The organism is Agrobacterium sp. GW821-FHT14E08 (genome assembly GCF_058803865.1).
The window spans coordinates 920724-939985 of the sequence record NZ_JBXAPJ010000001.1; the positions used below are offsets into that span (position 1 = coordinate 920724).

Sequence of the window (19262 nt, forward strand, 5' to 3'; positions counted from 1 at the left end):
TTTGTTTCCTCTCATGCTATTCGGAAAGATTGCGCAGCCGCTGTTTGCGGCCGGTCGGGTGATAGGCGAAGTCCTCGACGATACGACCACCAAGCAGGTGTTCGGCAACGATACGATCGACGGCCTCTTCGGTGACGCCGCCATAATAGGTACCCTCAGGAAAGACCTGCATGACCGGCGCAAGGTTACAGGGGCCGAGACAGGTCGATTTGGCCGTCATGGTGCCGTCGCCCGTGACCCTGAGTTTCAGCCGTTCCTGCTGGTTGCGCAGATGCCCCCAGATGGCGTCCGCACCGGCTGAATTGCACGGGGCACCCTGACAGACGAGCACACGGCGCTTTTGCGCAGGCACCAGCGACCCCTCGCCTGCCGGGCGCACCGACGGTGAAAGATCGAGTTCCTTCGCCGTTTCGGCAAGGTCTTCGATAAGAAGCGTCATCAGGCTGCTTGCGGTCGGGCTCGCAGTTATCGACAGCGAGGGCCAGGGGCGTGGGTCCGCTGCCCGCCATCGTTTCAGGGTCTTGGTCAGCCAGTTTTGAAAGCTCGGCTCCAATGGCAACATGAGCGGCACGAGAAGGAGATTGCCGAAACCCTCATCGATGAGCGCGCCGAGCGCTTCGCGCAAGGACGGCGTGCCCTGCTCGGTGAATGCGATGCGAACGGTTCTCGCGCCGCACAGCTGCCCCGCCAGCGCCGCAAGACGCTGCATGTCCTGATGCGGCGCCGCCGCGAAAGCCGATTTGGCGACAAGCAGCACGGCGTCGGGCTGAGAGGGCTCTCGATAGGTTGGTTGGATCTCGGTTGTCACAATGCCTCATTCACGAGGCGGCGACGAAAATGACGGGCCTCCGGCATCAATGCCGGAAACAGCCATCATTCCCATGGCACCCCCCGACCACGGAATTACAATATGTCAGGCAGGTCTCCTGGCTTGCGGGTCAAAGCCACCTCACCCGTCTTCCCGGCATTTCTGCCAGTGACATCGTGGGCGATTGGCTCACCGCTTACAGTTGCGGGACAGCTCCGGGTCTTCACCGGATTCCCTCTTAGCTTCCACCGGGTGACGGAAGAACCATGACGGAGCGAACCTACACTGCCGCAGGCCGCTGTCAACCGCCTGCGCCGCAAGTGAACACGCTACGCAAGTCTCCTTCGTCCAATCGATTGTTACGTTATAAAGTTACATAAACGCAGTTTTATTTGCTGGTCAACCCCATGTTTTACGATGTGGTACCGAATTGGCTCACCCACAGCCGTCACTGCGCGGAAACCAAAAATAAAACGGAAGATATAATCAATAAAATATATAATTATATCAATACTTAAAACAAAAAACATAAAGTAATTTATAATTCACCGGAGGCCTCGCGGCGTCGCAATTCAAGCTCTTCACTGTAGCGCCTGAGCGTGTGGCTCTCCGTCAGCAGGCCAACCGGGCGGTTTTCTATCTTGTCGTTGACGACAACCAGCGCTTCGCTTTCCGTGGCATCGAAAGCGGCTGCCGCCTGCCGCGCATTCATCGTCGGCAGCAGCACGTCATTCTTGTAGTGCAGATAGGTTTCGAGGCTGATCTTGCTCGGGTCGCGATCCATCGGGTCGGCGTAGATTTCCGGCACGAGGACGATGCCGGCATAGCGCCCGTCATCATGCGTCATGATCACACGCTGCGTCGAACCCAGTGGAAACTTCTCCTTGAAGGCCGGAAGCCCCATGCTGACATTGGCCTTGCGAATATCGGCGCGCATCATCTTGCCCACGGTCAGGTCGCGGATCCAGCCAATGTCATGGGCGCTGCGAATGCTTTCGCCTCTGAGGTGAAAGCGCCAGGTGGCGAAGGAGTAACCGAAGGTCGTGCGCACCACGAGCGAGGTGGTGATGACGGCGGCAAGCACCAGAGCCGTGATCTGGAAGTCTCCGGTCAGTTCCAGCGCCAGAAACGTCATCGTCAGCGGACCGCCGATGATGGCGGCGGCAAAGGCGCTCATGCCGATCACGGCATAGACGATGGGCGCTGTCGCCCCATAACCGATATAGGGGGCGCAGAGCGCGAAAATCTTGCCGAGCAGCGATCCCATGAACAACGAGGCGAAGAACAGGCCACCGCGGAAATTCGAACCGATGGAAACGGCGCTGGCCGCCGCTTTCAGCAGAAACAGCCCCGCCAGCCCGTAGATCGTCAGTTCGGCATCGATGTTGAGATGCAGCGCCCCATGTCCGCTCGAAAGCACCTGCGGTGATATCAACGCAAGGGCGCCCACAGCCACGCCGCCAATGGCTGGACGAAGCCAGCCTGGAATAGCACTTTTGCGCGCAGTCTCCTCGATGAAGGACACTGTTTGCATGAGCGCGATGCCAATCGCCGCGCATACGACGCCAAGAAAGATGGCGGGTACGTAGTCGGCGGGCGTCACGCGGCTGGCATCGACGATATCGATTGAGAGGCCATGGCCGCCTATAACCCCTATGACGGTCGTCGCCACCAGCGCCGAGACGATGAGCGGGGCAAGCGTCACGACCGTATAGGTGCCGATGATGAGTTCGATGGCGTAGAATGCCCCGGTCAAAGGTGCGTTGAAGGCCGCCGCTATCGCCCCCGCTGCACCGCAGCCGACGAGGATTCGCATGTCCCCTCGCCGCAGCTTCAGCTTGATGCCGATCTTGGAGGCGACACCGCTGGCAATCTGCGTATAACCGGCCTCAAGCCCCACGGACGCGCCGAAACCGTTGGACACAATGTTCTGCACGCAGACGATGATGCTGTCCGTGAGCGACAGGCGGCCGCCATGCAGCGCATTCGCCTCGATCGGGTCGACCATGGGTTTCTTGCGGGTCTTTGACAGAATGAAAATGATGAGGCCGAGCACGATGCCGCCGATGATTGGCCCCACAAGCACGATCCACCCGGACAGATCGCTGCTGCTCAGCCGCTCGACACCGAAGACCAGCACATGCAGCGCGGTGCTCAGGGCGCCGATCAGCGCCACCAGTAACCCCGCTGCGATGCCGATGAGAACGGAAAGAGCCACCAGCCCCAGTTCGCCGCGCCGGAACATCGCCCGCAGGCGGCTGGCGCGCAGATTGTCGAAAAAGCTCGCCATACTGGGTGCACGGAAAGGCCGGGTCGACATGCTGTTCCTTTTCAGGCGGTACTAGGGCGCTTCAATCTCGATCTCGACTTCGAAACGCATCTGATCGTAAGCCGGTTCAACATGATCAGGCGTTTCACGCATCACCGTGTCATAATCGAGCGGAATATGCATATGGGTCAAGATCGCCCTTTTGGGGGCAAATCTTTCGATCCAGCCGAGCGCCTGTTCCAGCGAAAGATGGCTGGGATGATAGCGGTGCTGCAGCGCGTCGATGACGAGAATATCGAGACCGGCGAGTTTTGGCAGGGTCTCAGTCGGAAAATCGCTGACATCGGTGCAATAGGCGATATCGCCGATGCGGAAGCCGAGCGAATGCACGTCGCCATGCTGCTGCATATGCACGTTGAAAGGTATCGGCCCACCTGCCCCCTCGACGATCAAGGGCGCATCGATATCGGCGATGATCCGCGGTTCGACGATGGGCGGATAGCTGCTGCCCGGCGGTGTTTCCAGGCAATAGGCGAACCCGTCCCAGATGCGCGCCATGGTGACGGGATCGGCATAGATCGGAATGCGGTTTTGCTGAATGGCGAAATAGATGCGCAGATCGTCGATGCCGTGCAGATGGTCGGCATGGGCATGGGTATAAAGCACCGCATCGACCGCCTCTACCTTCGCGGCGATCATCTGTTCGCGAAAATCCGGGCCGGTATCGATGACGACCGTCGTTTTGCCGCCATCGGGTCCGATCTGCTCCACCATGAAGGCCGTGCGCGTGCGCCGATTCCTGGGGTTTTCAGGGTCGCAGGCGCCCCAGTCGCCGTTGATGCGCGGCACGCCGGGCGACGACGCGCATCCGAGAACCGTGAAGCGGCGACGGTATATTGCCACGCCTACACCCTTGTCATCTTCGAAAAGCAGCGAAAGGCATTCTCGGTGGTGATGTCAGCCATCCGCTCGAAGGAAATGCCATGCACCTCGGCCAGAACCTCCGCCGTGTTGACGACATAGGACGGCTCGTTGCGCTTTCCCCGCCAGCGCTTCGGCGCAAGATAGGGCGCGTCCGTTTCCACCAGCAGCCGGTCCAGCGGCACGGTGGCGGCAATATCGCGGATGTCCTGCGATTTAGGGAAAGTCAGAATGCCGGAAAAGGACACATAACCGCCAAGCTCGACACCGGTCTTCGCCAGCTCCGGGCCGGCGGAAAAGCAGTGCAGGATGAACGGGAAGGCACCGTTGTCGCTTTCCTCGCGCAAAATCGCGGCCATATCGTCATCGGCGCTGCGGCTGTGAATGACGAGCGGCAGCATCGTCCGTCTTGCCGCCTCGATATGGCGAAGGAGACCGGTCTTCTGGTCCTCTGGCTTCTGCGTGTCGTAGAAATAATCCAGACCCGCCTCGCCGATCGCCACGATCTTGTCATGGCTTTCCGCCAGCCGCACCAGATCGTCGGCGGAAATATCCAGCTCCTCGGCGGCGCTGTTGGGATGCGTACCGACCGAGCAGAAGACCGACGGATATTTCTCCGTGATCTTCAAAAGCTCGGGCAGACGGCGTACCCGCGTCGAGATCGTCACCATCTGGCTCACGCCCGAAGCGTGGGCGCGGGCGACGATATCGTCGCGCTCAGCCTCGAAATCGGGAAAATCCAGATGGCAATGGGTATCGATCAGCATGGTCGTCGCCTTCACGCTTCCGGAGCGACGTAACGCGGGAAGACCGGCTTCGGTGCCTCAAGCGGCGTGCCCGGAACCAGACGTCCCGCTCCGCCGAGCGCTGCAAAATCACGTTTATCGGCAGGGGCAGCAACGAGATCGAGCAGCTTCTCGCAGGATTCCGGCATGAAGGGCTGCAAGAGAATGCCAATCTGGCGCACGACTTCCGCCGTAACGTAAAGCACGGTGCCCATGCGCTCGGGATCGGTCTTCTTCAGCGCCCACGGCTCCTGCGACGCGAAATAGCGGTCGGTTTCGGACACCACGGCAATGATGGCCGCAAGCGCACGGTGGATGAGTTGCTTGCCCATCTCCTCGCGGCAAATCTCAAGCAGCCCGTCGGCGGAGGTAAGCATCGCCTTGTCTTCATCGGTGAACTCGCCGGGCGTCGGAATCTGGCCGTCGCAATTCTTGACGATCATCGACAGCGAACGGCTGGCGAGATTGCCGATACCGTTGGCAAGATCGGCATTGATGCGGGTGGCAATGCCCTCTTCGCTATAGCTGCCGTCCTGGCCGAAAGAGACTTCGCGCAGGAAGAAATAGCGGACCTGATCGAGACCGAAATGGTTGACTAGATTGACCGGATCAACGACGTTGCCGAGCGACTTCGACATCTTCTCGCCCTTGTTGAGCAGGAAGCCGTGCGCATAGACGCGCTTGGGCAGCGGCAGCTTCGCGCTCATCAGGAAAGCCGGCCAGTAGACCGCGTGGAAACGGATGATGTCCTTGCCGATGATATGCACATCGGCTGGCCAGTATTTTGCGCGCGGGCCGTTCTTGTCCTCAATGTAACCGGTCGCGGTGATGTAGTTGGTCAGCGCATCGACCCAGACATACATGACGTGCTTCGGGTCGTTCGGAACCTTGATACCCCAATCGAAGGTGGTGCGGGAAATCGACAGGTCCTTGAGGCCGGATTTGACGAAAGAGATGATTTCATTGCGCCGTTCCGCCGGACCAATGAAATCCGGGTTATCCTCGTAGAGCTTCAGCAGCTTCTCCTGATATTCGGAGAGCTTGAAGAAATAACTTGCCTCTTCTACCCACTCGACGGGCGTGCCCTGCGGCCCGTAACGAACGCCGTCGGCGCGCACTTCCGTCTCGTCCTCGCCGTAATAGGCCTCGTCGCGCACGGAATACCAGCCGGCATAGCTATCCTTGTAGATGTCGCCGCTATCGGCCATCAGGTTCCAGATATTGCGCGAGGTCTCGTGGTGACGCTCCTCCGTGGTGCGGATGAAATCGTCGTTCGAGGCGTTGAGCAACTTGCCCATCTCGCGAAACTGGTCGGAGTTGCGCTGCGCCAGTTCTTCGGGCGAAATGCCTTCCGCCCGCGCCGTCTGCTGCATCTTCTGGCCGTGTTCGTCGGTGCCGGTCAGGAAGAACACATCCATTCCATCCAGGCGCTGAAAGCGTGCCATGGCGTCCGTCGCGATCAGTTCATAGGCATGGCCGATATGCGGCTTGCCATTGGGATAGGAGATCGCGGTGGTGATGTAGAATGGTGTCTTGTCTGTCATGACGGTCTATCGACTTTACAGGCTGTTTTTTGGATAGACCGCTCTTAAACCATTGTTCGCAGCAGCGAAACAACAACTTCCCCATTTCGGGTATGAATCCTGGCCGCGGCGCTTAAACCGAACGAATATCCTCCAGAATGGAAAGCACCATCTGCTTCTTGTCGAGATTATAGGCCTGCGCCACGGTAATCCGTTCCGAGAGTGTCGAGGAAAGCCGCGCGTGTTTTTCCGCCGCAGCGATATCGCCCGCCATCGCCGCCGCCCGTGCGCGCTCCATCAACTCTTCCGTCACATGCTCCATGAAGAAGCCGAGAACGATGTCGCCATCCTTCTGTGCCAGAACCTCGGCAAGCTTGTGCATCTGCTTGCGCGCGCCGGGCCCTTCAGCCGCCATGACTTCCGCAAAGGCCTCGACAATGTCGGAGCCGCCGTAATTCATCAGCTTCAACGCCTGCGCCACACTGCCCTTTGAGGCGGCAAGCAGGGCGTCGCGCTTTTCGCCGGATGGGCTGATGCCGAGATGATCGAGGGATTGCACCATGGCAGCATCGGAAAGCGGCAGGAGCCTCAGCGGCATGCAGCGCGAACGGATGGTCGGCAGCAATTTTCCCGGTGCATGTGACAGGACAAGGAACATCGCACGCTTGGGCGGCTCTTCCAGTATTTTCAGGATCGCATTTGCAGCATTGCGGTTGAGATCGTCGGCGGGATCGATGATGACGATACGCCAGTTGCCGGTGCCGGATGTCTGGGAAAAGAAGTGCCCTGCCCGCCGCACCTCGTCCACAGTGGTGGCGGATTTCACACGGCCGGTTTTTTCGTCCACGGGACGGGTGAGGTGCAGCAGATTGTGCGAGGCGCCGGCGGTAATCTGCCGACTGACCAGCGATTGAGGATCGGGATCGGCAAGGAAATCCGGCGCCAGCGACGGATCGGGATGGCTGAGCACATGATTGGCGAAACGGAAGGCGAGCGTCGCCTTGCCGATACCCTCCGGCCCTTCGATCAGAATGGCATGATGCCCTTTGCCGGAGCGATAGGACTGCGCAAGAAACGCCTCCGCTTCGGCATGACCGAAAAGCTTCGTGTTCTGCTGCGGCGCTATTGCGCCGTCGAGAACGCCCTGAACGTCACTCATGCTCCGCGCCCGCCGCAGTCTTCAGCCGCTCGAGTAACGGCTCGACAAAGGACATGACGTCCTCCGTGACCTTTTCCTCCGGCTGATCGGCATTGACGATCCGGCAGCGCCGCGGCTCGGCAAGCGCGATATCCAGATAGGCCTCCCGCCGCTTCTCGTGCGTCTCGATTTCCTCTTTTTCGAACCGATCCGGCGTGGCGCCCTCATCTGCGCGTTTTCTGGCGCGGGCAAGGCCCTTTTCGGCGGCGATATCGAAGATCAGCGTCAGTTCCGGCACAACGCCGTCGATCGCGACCCGTTGCAGCGTTTCGATGAAATCTGGCTCCAGATTGCCGGTCGTGCCCTGATAGACGCGGGAAGAATCGAGGAACCGGTCGCAGAGAACGATTGCGCCCTTCTCCAGTGCCGGGCGAATGACTTCCTCGACATGATCGTTGCGCGCCGCCGCAAACAGGATGGCTTCCATGCGCACCCCAAAGGATTCGGCCGCACCTGAGAGGAGAACATGCCGAACGGCCTCCGCACCCGGCGAGCCGCCCGGCTCACGCGTCACGACCACCTCGAAACCACGGCCGCGAAGCGCCTCGGCAAGCGTGCGAATCTGCGTCGACTTGCCGGCGCCCTCGCCGCCTTCGAAGCTGATGAACAATCCGGTCTTTTCGGCCAATGTCATTTCCTGCAGGGGATTTCTCAAAATTCGAAATGCCTGTTTACAGCATCGAACCGAAAAGTGTGAAGCGCTTTTGCGAAAATCCGCTGACTGAACAAAAGCATGGAGAAAGCTGTCATCTGCGCAAAAGGCGTCAGAGCCAGAACAGCAGCAATTCCTTGAGCGCGCCTGTCGCATTCTGGGTCAGCGTGCCCTTGCCCACGGCAGCCTTCGTATAAAGCGGCACTTCCCGCAGCAGCCGTTCGCCTGAAAAAACCTTGAGCGTTGCGACATTCGCGCCGCTGTCGAGCGGCGCGTTGAGTGGCCAGCGATAAACGATCCGCCCGGAAATACGCTCGGGATTATTGACCGGCACCAGCACGCTGACGTCTTCTCTCGGCGAAAGATCGATATGCGAAACATTGCCGCCATAGACGCTGACGGAACCAACCGCCTCGTCCCTGGCAAAAAGGTGGCGTTTCTCGAAGGCCGTCAGCCCCCAGTCCACCACCCGCCTGGCCTCTTCCTGCCGTGTCTTGTCGTCGACGATGCCGGCAAGCGCCAGATAGACCCGGCGCCCTTCACGCTCCGCGGAAACCACGGCCGCAAAACCGCTACCTTCGGCAAAACCAAGTCCGAGACCGTCTATGCCGTTACCCAGAAGCGTATTCTTGTTGCGCTGGAAAATCCGGTTCCATTCGAAATCCGGCCGGGTGAAAAGCCCGTAGCGATCCGGATAGGTATCGTGCAGATGCTGGGCGAGACGGACCATGTCCTTCGCACTCGTCTGGTTGCCCGGATCGGGCAGTCCTGTCGAATTGGCAAAGGTGCTGCGGTTCATGCCAAGTTCGCCCGCCCGCACCGTCATGCGCTTGGCAAACGCCGGGTCGGAACCCGCCATGCCCTCGGCGATGATGATGCAGCCGTCATTGGCGTTCTGCACGATAATCCCGGTCAGGAGATCATTGATGCTGACGGCGGATTTCAGCGCCGCGAACATGGTCGAGGTTCGCGATGGCGCACCACCCGTGCGCCAGGCATATTCCGATACGGGATAAGGCGTCTCGGGCGTCACCTGCCCTTTCGACAGCGCATCCAGAACCACCTCCACCGTCATCAGCTTGGCAAGCGAGGCGGGCGGAAAGGACTGGTTCTCATTCTGGGAAAGAAGCACCGTGCCGGTCTCGGCATCGATCATATAGGCCTGCTCGGCCTTGGCGATGAAGGGCGCCGTTTGCGACTGCGCCGGATTGCCGCCGAGAAACGCAAATGCCGCCGCCCCGGCGAACGAAATAATAGAACGATGTATGGCCTTGCGCATGAAACCGCCCAGCTTTCCCTGCCGCAACCCGCCGCTCGCGACGAAAACGCAAGTCAGCCATAAATTTTTCAATTGGTCAGCGCGTCTTCGCCTGCTGACGCTTCACATGGGCGAGTATGGAATCCTCATTCAGCGTTCCACGATCGACGAGCACGCTGTCAAACGCACGCGACGTTCTGGAGACCGTAGCAGATTCCTCGGAATAAGCGGCTGCATATTTGGAGGACGGCGTCGGCACGCGCAGATAATTGCCGCCGGGTGCCGCCGGCTCACGCATGAAATTGCCTTCCGGGCGCTCGGCCAGGAACGGACCGATTTCCGGCAAAATCGCAAATTGTTCGAAGACCGGCGCCGGGCCATTGACCAGCGGCATGGCCTGCAGCGCTGCATTCTTCTTGGACCCCACCAGCGCCGTCTGCGTGGAAGCGCCGTAATTGGGGTTTGATGTTGGAGCCGGCACGAAATTCGGAGAAGCCGAAGCCACCATGACGCCGGTTGCGATCTGCCCTTCCGGCGCAACACCCGGCGAACGTGAGCCCTTCGGAATATAGGACGCCATCAGATAAGGCATGTCGTGACCGTCAAGCGGTGCACGGCCGGCATATTGCACCCGCACATTCGCCGTACCGGTCGCCTTCATGTCGAGAAGGTCGGCCGTCTTGCTGGAAACGTCGATCAGGCGGCCCTCATGGAAGGGGCCGCGATCATTGACGCGCACCAGAACCGAAGCGCCGTTCTCCATATTGGTGATGCGCGCATAGCTCGGCAGGGGAAATGTCGGATGTGCGGCGGAAAGATGTTCCTTGTCGTAGACTTCGCCATTCGCCGTCAGGCGGCCATGGAAGGCGGAGCCATACCAGGAAGCAAGGCCGGTCTTGTTGTAACCCGGCTCTTCTTTCGGAAAATAACGGCGACCCTTGACCGTATAGGCATTGCCGACAAGCTCGCGCCCGCCGCCTTTGGGAATGATTTTTCCGTCCGCCACACGCGGGCTGGCTTTGACGCCATATTCGGATTCGGAAAAATATTCCTTGCTGCGCTTTGGCTTGGGCTTGGTATCGGAGGTGGTTGAACACGACGCTGTCGCGGCGCAAAGCACGGAAATTGCAAGCCACTTCGCACCCGATCTGGTGCTGATGCCGAGTTTCTTGACCGTAGAATTCAAATCGTCTGCCCCACGCTGCTTACAGGCTCGGAGAACCGCACCCTCTTCCGCTTCGATTGCTTTGCCCCTGCCATCGAAGCACCTAACAGTCGCTTAATCTTGTGCATAACGTGGCGAAAATGCGAACGACTTCTGCAAAATCGATAAAATTGTAATGAACATGGTTAATGATTTGTCTCTTTTTGGGCGGCGTGGAATATGCCACCTGCCCTTGATCTGCTCGCTTTCCGGCATCCGCGCCGACGGAACAAACGCAGTGCCGCCGCGTTTCCACCCCGCAAACAACCAAGCTTCCGCCGGTTTTCGGCTGAGGGAGGAAACATGTTGAAGTCGTTAAAAGCTACGGGTCTGGCACTCGGTATAGCCCTGGTATCCATCACCGCGCCCATCCCGGCAGGCGCACAGGATATGGAGCTGAGGATCGGCCCCGATGGCGTTCGCCCCGTTATCCGGGATCGTGACCGGGATGTGGACCGCCGCGGCCCACCCCGCATGCGTGGCTGTAGCGAACGCGAAGCCCGCGCCGCCGCCCGCGAAGCCGGTCTACGCGACCCGGAAGTCGTGCGCGTCACCCCAGGCCGTGTTGTCGTCGAAGGCTTCACCCGCCGCGGACCGGACCGCATCACCTTCGCCAATGAACGTGGTTGTCCGGAAATTTGATTGCATATGACGTTTGGAGCCCGCTGAAAGGCGGGCTTCTTCGTTTATTGTGGCGTTACGGTATTGTCGCTCAAACACGTGATACGGACCGGCGAGCGCTCCGTTCGTTCGAATGATAATTTTGAGCTTGATGGCAGATGGGGTGGGATTCGAACCCACGGTACGCTCTCACGCACGCCGGTTTTCAAGACCGGTTCCTTAAACCACTCGGACACCCATCCTTCGGTGGTGAGGCTTTATAGCGGTTTGAAAATGGCCGTCAATCCCGCTGGGAAAAGCCAGCCTCTTCTCATGGCGGAAGCCCAAGGATCATTGCCCGGGCGTCGTCGCCGGCGGCAGCAAAGACCCCTCGCCCGAGGGAACAGCAGGGATCTGCTGGTTCGAATCGAAAAGCGTCAGGCTGAGGACGATTGCAACAAGCACCAGCAACAGCGCCACGAAGAGAATTCCGGATTTATCCATGCGTCTGCTCATGTCCGGTTATGTTAGGGTCGAATATGTGTAATTCGAGGCAACATCAAGAATCGGGCAACCTGCGGGTGGATTGTCGGTTTGCGTGGCACGTTTTGCAACTGCAAACGGAGAAAGCAGTCGGGCCGACGAATACCGGCCCAAAGCCTACCTTCACCGATTGAGCAAAATTTATGCGCCAGCGTACTGTTTGGGACGGAAGTGGCCTATCGCGTCAGCAATATTGTCGCTTATATAATCATATCGCTCCCGGGCATTGCCCAACTTTCCCCGAGCGATCAACCTGCCCCGCTCCTTTGCGGGGCTTTTTTCTTTGATAGCGATTAAAAATTAGGACCGTCGGCGAAAGGTTGGGCGCACAGAAAGCACCTCCTGGCCGGTTCGGCAGGTCAGACGCCGATACTGGGTCCGCCATCACCGTGCCGCCCGCCACCCCTTAGAATATCCTCGAAAAGGCCCAGCAGCGCCGGAGGCAATGTGTCGGACAATTCGGCAATGATGTCGTTGGCGCGATTATAGGAATAGATGGCGCACAGCGTCAGCACCAGAAGCACGATCCACGGCCAGATCGGTTTACGCCTTTGCGGCGTCCCGTTCGGTTGTTGCGGTATGGTCATGCCGGCACCTTCCGTTCAGGCCTTCACGCGCGGTTCGCCTCCCGGCGCATAGGCAGTTTTCTGCAGGAAACGGAATATGTTGCCACATTGTGCGCAGCGGATCATAAAATCCGTCGGGTCGCCCGAAGCGCGCTCGGTCCGAAAACCGCGCGGCATTTCATCGACGCGAAAATCGACGTTTGCGCGGCCCTTTTCATCGGATTCCGACACCTCGGCAAACCCCTGATGGCCACATTTGGAACATTCGAGCTTCCGGGAATATCTGTCACGCGCTGCCATATGCCGTCCTTTGCTTGCATCTCATCAGGTAGCAGCGGCAAAACATCATTTCAATGGCGATCGCCGCAGGTTAAAGCTTTGCCCATCTATTTCCACGCGGGAAAATACACCCGATGGCAAGAACGAATGTGGAAGCTCATGCACAACGAAAGACCCCTGCTTTCATCGTCCCTGATGCGGCGCTTCGCGATTATCGCCGTCATCATTCTCGTTCTCGTCGCCGCACTCAATGTGGGCATCAAATGGTATGGCGACCGGATTCTCCAGGCGACCCATACGACAGCCACCGATGAGGTGCTGATTTCAATCGGCAACGACCGGCTGACGCTTGCGAAAAACACGCTGCGCGTGCCGTCCGAACGCCAGGATGGCGAGCGCGAGCGGGTCGATCTTTATCTGACATGGCCAGAGCTCAGGGGATATGAAGACGCCAATCGCGCTGTCTTTGACGATCCGTCACGGTCAGCGGGCCTGATTTACGTCCAGCTGTCGCAAAGCACGATGTCGGAGGATATGTCAGGCCGTTTCAGGCCGATTTATTCCCGGCTGACGGAAGGAGATCCGGTGCCGTTGAAGCACGGCCTGATGCTGCATCGCCTGCGCGCCGATTCCGGTTACGGCAAGGAAGTCATATTGACCGGCCGACGTGAAGGCGAAAACGACTATGCGGTCCGCTGCCTCCTGCCGCAGACACCGCAGGAAGCGACGGGCAGCGATTGCCAGAGGGATATCCACGCCGGTCAGGACCTCAGCTTGTTCTATCGTTTTTCAACCACCCTGCTGCCGCAATGGGCAAAGCTGGACGCGGATATAAAAGCCTATGTCGAGCAGCGCCTCGTAAAAGACAGAAATCCGTGACACGGCACGGAACAGATTGCGGGCGAAAAGTCGCATTTTATGGAAACCGGATACCTTTCATAAACCACTTGGTAACGCCATCCCGATAAAGTTTCTTCCCGGAGCATTCGGGCGGGGCGTGTCCGAGCGGAACAGAAATATGCGATTGAAGAGTTCAGCAGTGTTGAAAAGTCTATCCGGGGCACTTTCGCGCAATGTAGGCGCGGCGTCTTTTGTAAGGTTTGTTGCGTTGACCCTTGCTGCGGCGTTCATAACCGCAACATCCGTGGGGACTGCGCAGGCAGAGCCGAAATATGCGGGCATCGTCATCGATGCCAAGACCGGCAAGGTTCTCTACGGCGAGGATCCCGACGGCCTGCGTTACCCGGCGTCGCTGACAAAGATGATGACGCTTTATCTGACATTCGAAGCGCTGAATACCGGACGTATCTCGCTCGATTCGAAGGTGCCCGTCTCGGCCAATGCCGCCAAGGAGCCGCCTTCCAAGCTCGGTGTGCGCGCCGGCGGCTCGATCACCGTCGAGCAGGCGATCCTTGCGCTCGTCACCCGCTCCGCCAACGACATGGCAACCGCACTCGGTGAATATCTCGGCGGTTCGGAAGACCGTTTCGCCCGGATGATGACCGCCAAGGCCCGCGCGCTTGGCATGACCCGTACGACCTATCGCAATGCCAACGGCCTGCCCAATACGGCGCAGATGACAACGGCGCGCGACCAGGCTCGCCTCGGCATCGCCCTTCGCCAGCATTATCCGCAATATTACGGTTATTTCTCCACCCGTACCTTCAATTTCGGCAAGCAGGTCATCGGCAACCATAATCGCCTCGTTGGAACCGTAAGAGGCGTGGACGGTATCAAGACCGGTTACACCCGCGCTGCCGGCAGCAACCTTGCGACCTCGGCGCAGCTTGACGGCCGCTCCATCGTCGCCGTTGTTCTTGGTGGACGCTCCAGCGCCGCCCGCGATGCCACCATGCGCAAGCTTGTTGCCACCTACCTGCCGCAGGCATCGCGTGGCGGTAACAGCAACCTCATCGCACAGACACGGTCCGCGCCGGTTGAAGAACCCGTTGCCGTGGCGGCAGCCGTTCCTTCCGTGGCCGTTGCCGCAACTGCAGCCGGCCTGCCCAATTCAGGCCCTGTGCCGCAGACCCGTTACGAAGAAGCGCCGGTTACCGCCTTCGCAGGTTCCTCTTCCAATGCAGCCGTAAAGGCCATGGAGGCCGCCACCTGGCAGAAGGGCAAGGATCCCATCAATCAGGCGCCCGTCGCACCCGATCGCAAGTTGATTACCAACTCGACCAAGGTCGACAATATCGTCACCGCATCGACCGCACCTTCGGTATCGTCTGCCCCTTCGGTCTCCGCAAAGGCAGAGGTTGCCCAGGGTGGCTGGGTGATCCAGATCGGCGCATCGCCGGATGAAAACTCCGCGCGCGGCCTGTTGCAGAACGCACAGGAAAAGGGTGGCGCCGCCCTTCGTTCCGCAAAACCCTTCACGGTCGCCTTCAGCAAGGACGGCTCCCAGATTTATCGCGCCCGTTTCGGCGGCTTTGATGGCCAGAACGCTGCGGTGAATGCATGCAATGCATTGAAAAAGAAAGGCGTCAGCTGCTGGGCGTCACTCCAGTAACAGACGTTTCCGCAGGCGGTGGTTCATTGTCGAAACATCGCCTGTCTCCTCGAATTGTGTAATGTGTAGCGAGGCTTTCCAAGATGGCAGTCAACGAGAATTATTCGGACATTGCGTCTGGCAACGGGCATGGCAGTCTGTCGGTTCTGCATCCCATTCACGAGGCGGCAATGCGTATCGCCGATCTCGGTCTCAACCGTTCCAAGGCAAAGACGCGCGATCTCGTCAGCCTGCTTCTGTCGCACGGCGCCCGCGCCTGGCGCGCCAACCAGCCGGAAGCCAGCATCCACCTTCATGTCGCACGCCGTTCAGGCCGCGCGCCGGTCCATATACGCATTCGCTAAGACCGGACTGGCAGACAATATCCAAATAAAAACCCCGCGGAGCTCAGGCTACGCGGGGTTTTCTGTTTATCGGCAGTGAGAGGGAAACGAGGCGGCTTACGCCTCGCTCTCCGGTGCCTCCGGCGTATCCGGCAGATTGTCATCGGCCTCTTCGCCATTGCCGTTTTCGCCTTCATCGTCGCCTTCCGGCTCGTTGATGCGCTCCACGGAAACCACCTTCTCATCCTTGGCGGTCGAGAAGATCGTGACACCCTTGGTCGCACGGCTGGCAATACGGATACCGTTCACGGGTACGCGGATGAGCTGGCCGCCATCGGAAACCAGCATGATCTGGTCGCCTTCGTCGACCGGGAAAGCGGCAACGAGTTCGCCGATCTCGGCTGTCTTCGAGGTGTCGGTGGCGCGGATGCCCTTGCCGCCGCGACCCGATGTGCGGAAATCGTAAGAAGACGAGCGCTTGCCGAAGCCCTTCACGGAAACCGTCAGCACGAATTCTTCGCGTGCCTTCAGCTCCTGATAACGCTCTTCACTGAGCTCGCCCTCTTCCGTCACTTCCTCGCCAACCAGTGCGATATCATCCTCATCGACGCCAGCGGCGCGCCGCTCGGTGGCCGAACGCTTGAGATAGGCGGCGCGCTCCCACGGTTCAGCCTCCACGTGACCCACAATGGTCATGGAGATGATGCGGTCGCCTTCGGCCATGTTGATGCCACGCACGCCGACGGAGTTACGGCCCGCAAAGACGCGCACATCGTCCACGGGGAAGCGGATGCACTGGCCAAGAGCAGTCGTCAGAAGCACGTCGTCGCGGTCGGTACAGGTTTCGACGGAGAGGATTTCATCACCCTCCTCATCTAGCTTCATGGCAATCTTGCCATTGCGGTTGACCTGCACGAAATCGCCGAGCTTGTTGCGGCGAACCGTGCCGCGTGTCGTCGAGAACATCACATCCAGCGTTTCCCAGGTCGTTTCGTCCTCGGGCAACGGCATGATGGTGGTGATGCGCTCGCCTGGCTCCAGCGGCAGCATGTTGATGAGGGCCTTGCCCTTGGATTGCGGCGTGCCGATCGGCAGGCGCCAGACCTTTTCCTTGTACACGATACCGCGCGAGGAGAAGAACAGCACCGGCGTATGCGTATTCGCAACGAAGAGACGGTTGACGAAATCCTCGTCGCGTGTCGCCATGCCGGAACGGCCCTTGCCGCCACGACGCTGCGCCCGGTAAGTGGTCAGCGGCACTCGCTTGATGTAGCCGAGATGCGAAACGGTAACGACCATGTCTTCGCGGGCGATGAGATCTTCATCGTCCATATCAGGGCCGCCCTCGACGATCTCGGACCGGCGCGGCGTGCCGAATTCGTCGCGGATGGCGCCAAGCTCGTCCTTGACGATCTGCATGATGCGCAGGCGCGACGACAGGATTTCGAGATATTCGCTGATCTCCGCGCCGATCTTGTTCAGCTCGTCGCCGATTTCATCGCGGCCAAGCGCGGTGAGGCGGGCAAGGCGCAATTCGAGAATGGCGCGCGCCTGCTCTTCAGAGAGATTGTAGGTACCGTCATCATTGATGCGGTGCCGCGGATCGTCGATCAGGCGGATCAGGCTTTCCACATCCCGCGCCGGCCAGCGCCGCGTCATCAGCTCTTCACGGGCCGAAGCCGGATCGGGAGCATGACGGATGACGCGGATGACCTCGTCGATATTGGCGACCGAAATCGCCAGACCGACCAACACATGCGCACGATCGCGCGCCTTGCGCAGCAGGTACTTGGTGCGGCGGCTGACGACTTCCTCACGGAAGGACACGAAAGCGCGCAGCATGTCGAGCAACGTCATCTGCTCCGGCTTGCCGCCGTTCAGCGCCACCATGTTGCAGCCGAAGGAGGTCTGCAGCGGCGTGTAGCGATAGAGCTGGTTCAGGATGACATCGGCATTGGCGTCGCGCTTCAGCTCGATGACGACGCGGTAACCCTGACGGTCGGATTCGTCGCGCAGGTCGGAAATACCCTCGATGCGCTTTTCCTTGACCAGCTCGGCCATCTTCTCGATCATCGACGACTTGTTCACCTGATAGGGAACTTCGGTGATGATGATCTGCTCGCGGTCGCCGCGCATCGGCTCGATGGTCGCGCGGCCGCGCATGATGACCGAACCGCGGCCCGTCTCGTAAGCCGAGCGGATGCCGGACCGGCCCATGATCAGCGCGCCGGTTGGGAAATCCGGGCCGGGAATGATCTGCATCAGTTCCTGCAGCTCGATCGCCGGATTTTCGATCAGCGCGATACAGCCGTCGATGACCTCGGAGAGATTGTGCGGCGGAATATTGGTGGCCATGCCGACGGCGATGCCGCCTGCGCCGTTGACCAGCAGGTTCGGGAACTTGGCCGGAATGACGACCGGCTCCTGCAGGGTGCCGTCATAGTTGTCGCGGAAATCGACCGTTTCCTTGTCGAGGTCGTCGAGCAGCGAATGCGCGGCCTTTTCGAGGCGGCATTCGGTATAACGTTCGGCCGCCGGCGGATCGCCATCGATGGAGCCGAAATTGCCCTGCCCGTCGATCAGCGGCAGACGCAGCGACCAGTCCTGCGCCATACGCGCCAGCGCATCATAGATCGCCGAATTACCGTGCGGATGGAATTTACCCATCACGTCACCGGTGACGCGGGCGCATTTGACGTATTTCTTGTTCCAGTCGATGCCAAGTTCGGACATGCCGTAAAGAATACGGCGATGAACCGGCTTCAGACCATCACGGACATCGGGAAGCGCGCGGGAGACGATGACGCTCATGGCGTAATCGAGATACGACCGCTGCATTTCCTCCATGATGGAAATCGGTTCAATACCTGGCGGAAGTTTTCCGCCGCCGGGGGGGCTCTGGTCAGTCAAAACGGATCACATTCTCTGTTAAGAATCGGATGGATTTTTATAGCGGAAACAGCTACGTTAAGCCAATTTCCCAGCGAGTTTTGAACAGTCTTTTGCGTCATTTGCAAGACATACACCGCTTTTCGCCATTTCGCTTGGCAAAAGCGCCGCCGCTCCCTTTCAATGCAGGCGCGACTTGCGTAGGCTCAGGCACAAAAAGGCAAAAAGCGGGGAAAAAATGGCCAGCAGCGAAATCCTTATTAACGCGCTTACCACACTTCTGGTCACCCTCGATCCGCCCGGTCTCGCGCCCGTATTCCTTGCACTCACCACCGGCATGACGCGTGGCCAGCGCAGTCAGGTGGCGCTGCGCGGCTCGCTGATCGCCTTCGGCATTCTCGCCGTCTTCGCCCTGTTCGGTCTTACCATTCTCAACCTGCTCGGCATTTCGCTCGGTGCCTTCCGCATCGCCGGTGGCCTGTTGCTGTTCTGGATTTCCTTCGAGATGATTTTCGAGAAACGCCAGGAGCGCAAGGAAAAGACCTCCGAGATTGCCATCACCAAGGACCACCTGCACAATCTGGCGGTCTTTCCGCTCGCTTTGCCGCTGATTGCCGGGCCGGGCGCCATTTCCGCCACGGTGCTTTTGGCCGGCACGATGAAGACGACACTCGAAATGGTCGTGCTCATTCTCATCCTCGCTTTCGCCATGGCCCTCGTCTATGCCGTACTGATCGTGTCCGAGCGCATGGACCGCTTTCTCGGCAATACCGGCCGCGCGATCCTCACAAGGTTGCTTGGCGTCCTGCTCGCAGCCCTTTCCGTGCAATTCGTGGTCGACGGAATAAAATCAGCCTTCGGCTTCTGAGCTGCCGCCCGTCTTGACGCCCGTGCAACAAAAACCTGCGACGGGCGGAAATTGCGAAAAATCC

At 59.4% G+C, this 19262-nt stretch carries 18 protein-coding genes, 1 tRNA gene and 1 riboswitch; of the genes, 5 read left to right on the top strand and 14 right to left on the bottom strand.

The window, feature by feature from the left end; genetic code table 11:
* Nucleotides 1–16: 16 nt before the first annotated feature.
* The 9 genes from AC1ROR_RS04520 to AC1ROR_RS04560 all read right to left on the bottom strand — a co-directional run bounded on the left by AC1ROR_RS04520 (nucleotide 17) and on the right by AC1ROR_RS04560 (nucleotide 10600).
* The gene (locus AC1ROR_RS04520; protein WP_498588703.1) at nucleotides 17–808 is read right to left on the bottom strand and encodes a (2Fe-2S) ferredoxin domain-containing protein; all 792 of its coding nucleotides are present in this window, start codon (nucleotides 806–808) and stop codon (nucleotides 17–19) included.
* A gap of 91 nt (nucleotides 809–899) precedes the next feature.
* Nucleotides 900–1093: riboswitch (cobalamin riboswitch) on the bottom strand.
* A 253-nt stretch (nucleotides 1094–1346) separates the two neighbouring features.
* Nucleotides 1347–3128 (bottom strand): chloride channel protein, encoded by a 1782-nt coding sequence (locus AC1ROR_RS04525; protein WP_080834425.1) that lies wholly within the window; start codon nucleotides 3126–3128, stop codon nucleotides 1347–1349.
* 21 nt (nucleotides 3129–3149) lie between these two features.
* Nucleotides 3150–3980, bottom strand: a complete 831-nt coding sequence (locus AC1ROR_RS04530) for an MBL fold metallo-hydrolase (RefSeq protein WP_080834427.1) — start codon at nucleotides 3978–3980, stop codon at nucleotides 3150–3152.
* Nucleotides 3981–3982: 2 nt separating this feature from the next.
* On the bottom strand, nucleotides 3983–4765 hold the full coding sequence (locus tag AC1ROR_RS04535) for a TatD family hydrolase (protein WP_498588704.1): 783 nt from the start codon (nucleotides 4763–4765) through the stop codon (nucleotides 3983–3985).
* An 11-nt stretch (nucleotides 4766–4776) separates the two neighbouring features.
* Nucleotides 4777–6327, bottom strand: coding sequence for a methionine--tRNA ligase (gene metG / locus AC1ROR_RS04540; protein WP_498588705.1), 1551 nt, complete (start codon nucleotides 6325–6327; stop codon nucleotides 4777–4779).
* 112 nt (nucleotides 6328–6439) lie between these two features.
* Nucleotides 6440–7465: a DNA polymerase III subunit delta' gene (locus tag AC1ROR_RS04545; protein ID WP_498588706.1), complete on the bottom strand. Its 1026-nt coding sequence runs from the start codon at nucleotides 7463–7465 to the stop codon at nucleotides 6440–6442.
* The gene (gene tmk, locus AC1ROR_RS04550; RefSeq protein ID WP_498589173.1) at nucleotides 7458–8138 is read right to left on the bottom strand and encodes a dTMP kinase; all 681 of its coding nucleotides are present in this window, start codon (nucleotides 8136–8138) and stop codon (nucleotides 7458–7460) included. Before tmk ends, AC1ROR_RS04545 begins: the two co-directional genes overlap by 8 nt.
* Nucleotides 8139–8268: 130 nt before the next feature.
* Nucleotides 8269–9435, bottom strand: coding sequence for a D-alanyl-D-alanine carboxypeptidase family protein (locus tag AC1ROR_RS04555; RefSeq protein ID WP_498588707.1), 1167 nt, complete (start codon nucleotides 9433–9435; stop codon nucleotides 8269–8271).
* Between the two features lie 76 nt (nucleotides 9436–9511).
* Complete coding sequence (locus AC1ROR_RS04560) at nucleotides 9512–10600, bottom strand: septal ring lytic transglycosylase RlpA family protein (RefSeq protein WP_080834437.1); 1089 nt, start codon at nucleotides 10598–10600, stop codon at nucleotides 9512–9514.
* A 321-nt stretch (nucleotides 10601–10921) separates the two neighbouring features.
* Between AC1ROR_RS04560 and AC1ROR_RS04565 the strand changes: the two genes are divergently transcribed.
* On the top strand, nucleotides 10922–11260 hold the full coding sequence (locus AC1ROR_RS04565) for a hypothetical protein (RefSeq protein WP_035217275.1): 339 nt from the start codon (nucleotides 10922–10924) through the stop codon (nucleotides 11258–11260).
* 131 nt (nucleotides 11261–11391) lie between these two features.
* Here AC1ROR_RS04565 and AC1ROR_RS04570 read toward each other — a convergent pair.
* The 4 genes from AC1ROR_RS04570 to AC1ROR_RS04585 form a co-directional block, all read right to left on the bottom strand.
* Nucleotides 11392–11481 (bottom strand) — tRNA-Ser (locus tag AC1ROR_RS04570).
* 88 nt (nucleotides 11482–11569) lie between these two features.
* Nucleotides 11570–11722, bottom strand: coding sequence for a hypothetical protein (locus AC1ROR_RS04575; RefSeq protein ID WP_167377430.1), 153 nt, complete (start codon nucleotides 11720–11722; stop codon nucleotides 11570–11572).
* A gap of 398 nt (nucleotides 11723–12120) precedes the next feature.
* Nucleotides 12121–12348, bottom strand: coding sequence for a hypothetical protein (locus AC1ROR_RS04580; protein ID WP_498588708.1), 228 nt, complete (start codon nucleotides 12346–12348; stop codon nucleotides 12121–12123).
* Between the two features lie 15 nt (nucleotides 12349–12363).
* Entirely contained in the window at nucleotides 12364–12627 is a 264-nt protein-coding gene (locus AC1ROR_RS04585; protein WP_035217273.1) for a hypothetical protein, read from the bottom strand.
* Between the two features lie 138 nt (nucleotides 12628–12765).
* Here AC1ROR_RS04585 and AC1ROR_RS04590 point away from each other — a divergent pair, with 138 nt between their 5' ends.
* From AC1ROR_RS04590 to AC1ROR_RS04600, 3 genes are all read left to right on the top strand, one after another.
* Nucleotides 12766–13485: a hypothetical protein gene (locus AC1ROR_RS04590; protein ID WP_498588709.1), complete on the top strand. Its 720-nt coding sequence runs from the start codon at nucleotides 12766–12768 to the stop codon at nucleotides 13483–13485.
* A 139-nt stretch (nucleotides 13486–13624) separates the two neighbouring features.
* Nucleotides 13625–15118: a D-alanyl-D-alanine carboxypeptidase gene (locus AC1ROR_RS04595; RefSeq protein ID WP_051795842.1), complete on the top strand. Its 1494-nt coding sequence runs from the start codon at nucleotides 13625–13627 to the stop codon at nucleotides 15116–15118.
* A gap of 83 nt (nucleotides 15119–15201) precedes the next feature.
* Nucleotides 15202–15462, top strand: a complete 261-nt coding sequence (locus AC1ROR_RS04600) for a hypothetical protein (RefSeq protein WP_035217258.1) — start codon at nucleotides 15202–15204, stop codon at nucleotides 15460–15462.
* Between the two features lie 96 nt (nucleotides 15463–15558).
* Here the strand turns inward: AC1ROR_RS04600 and gyrA are convergent, their stop codons facing one another.
* Nucleotides 15559–18351, bottom strand: a complete 2793-nt coding sequence (gene gyrA / locus AC1ROR_RS04605; RefSeq protein ID WP_498588710.1) for a DNA gyrase subunit A — start codon at nucleotides 18349–18351, stop codon at nucleotides 15559–15561.
* Between the two features lie 217 nt (nucleotides 18352–18568).
* Here gyrA and AC1ROR_RS04610 point away from each other — a divergent pair, with 217 nt between their 5' ends.
* Nucleotides 18569–19198 (top strand): MarC family protein, encoded by a 630-nt coding sequence (locus AC1ROR_RS04610; RefSeq protein ID WP_035217254.1) that lies wholly within the window; start codon nucleotides 18569–18571, stop codon nucleotides 19196–19198.
* The last annotated feature ends 64 nt before the right edge of the window (nucleotides 19199–19262 follow it).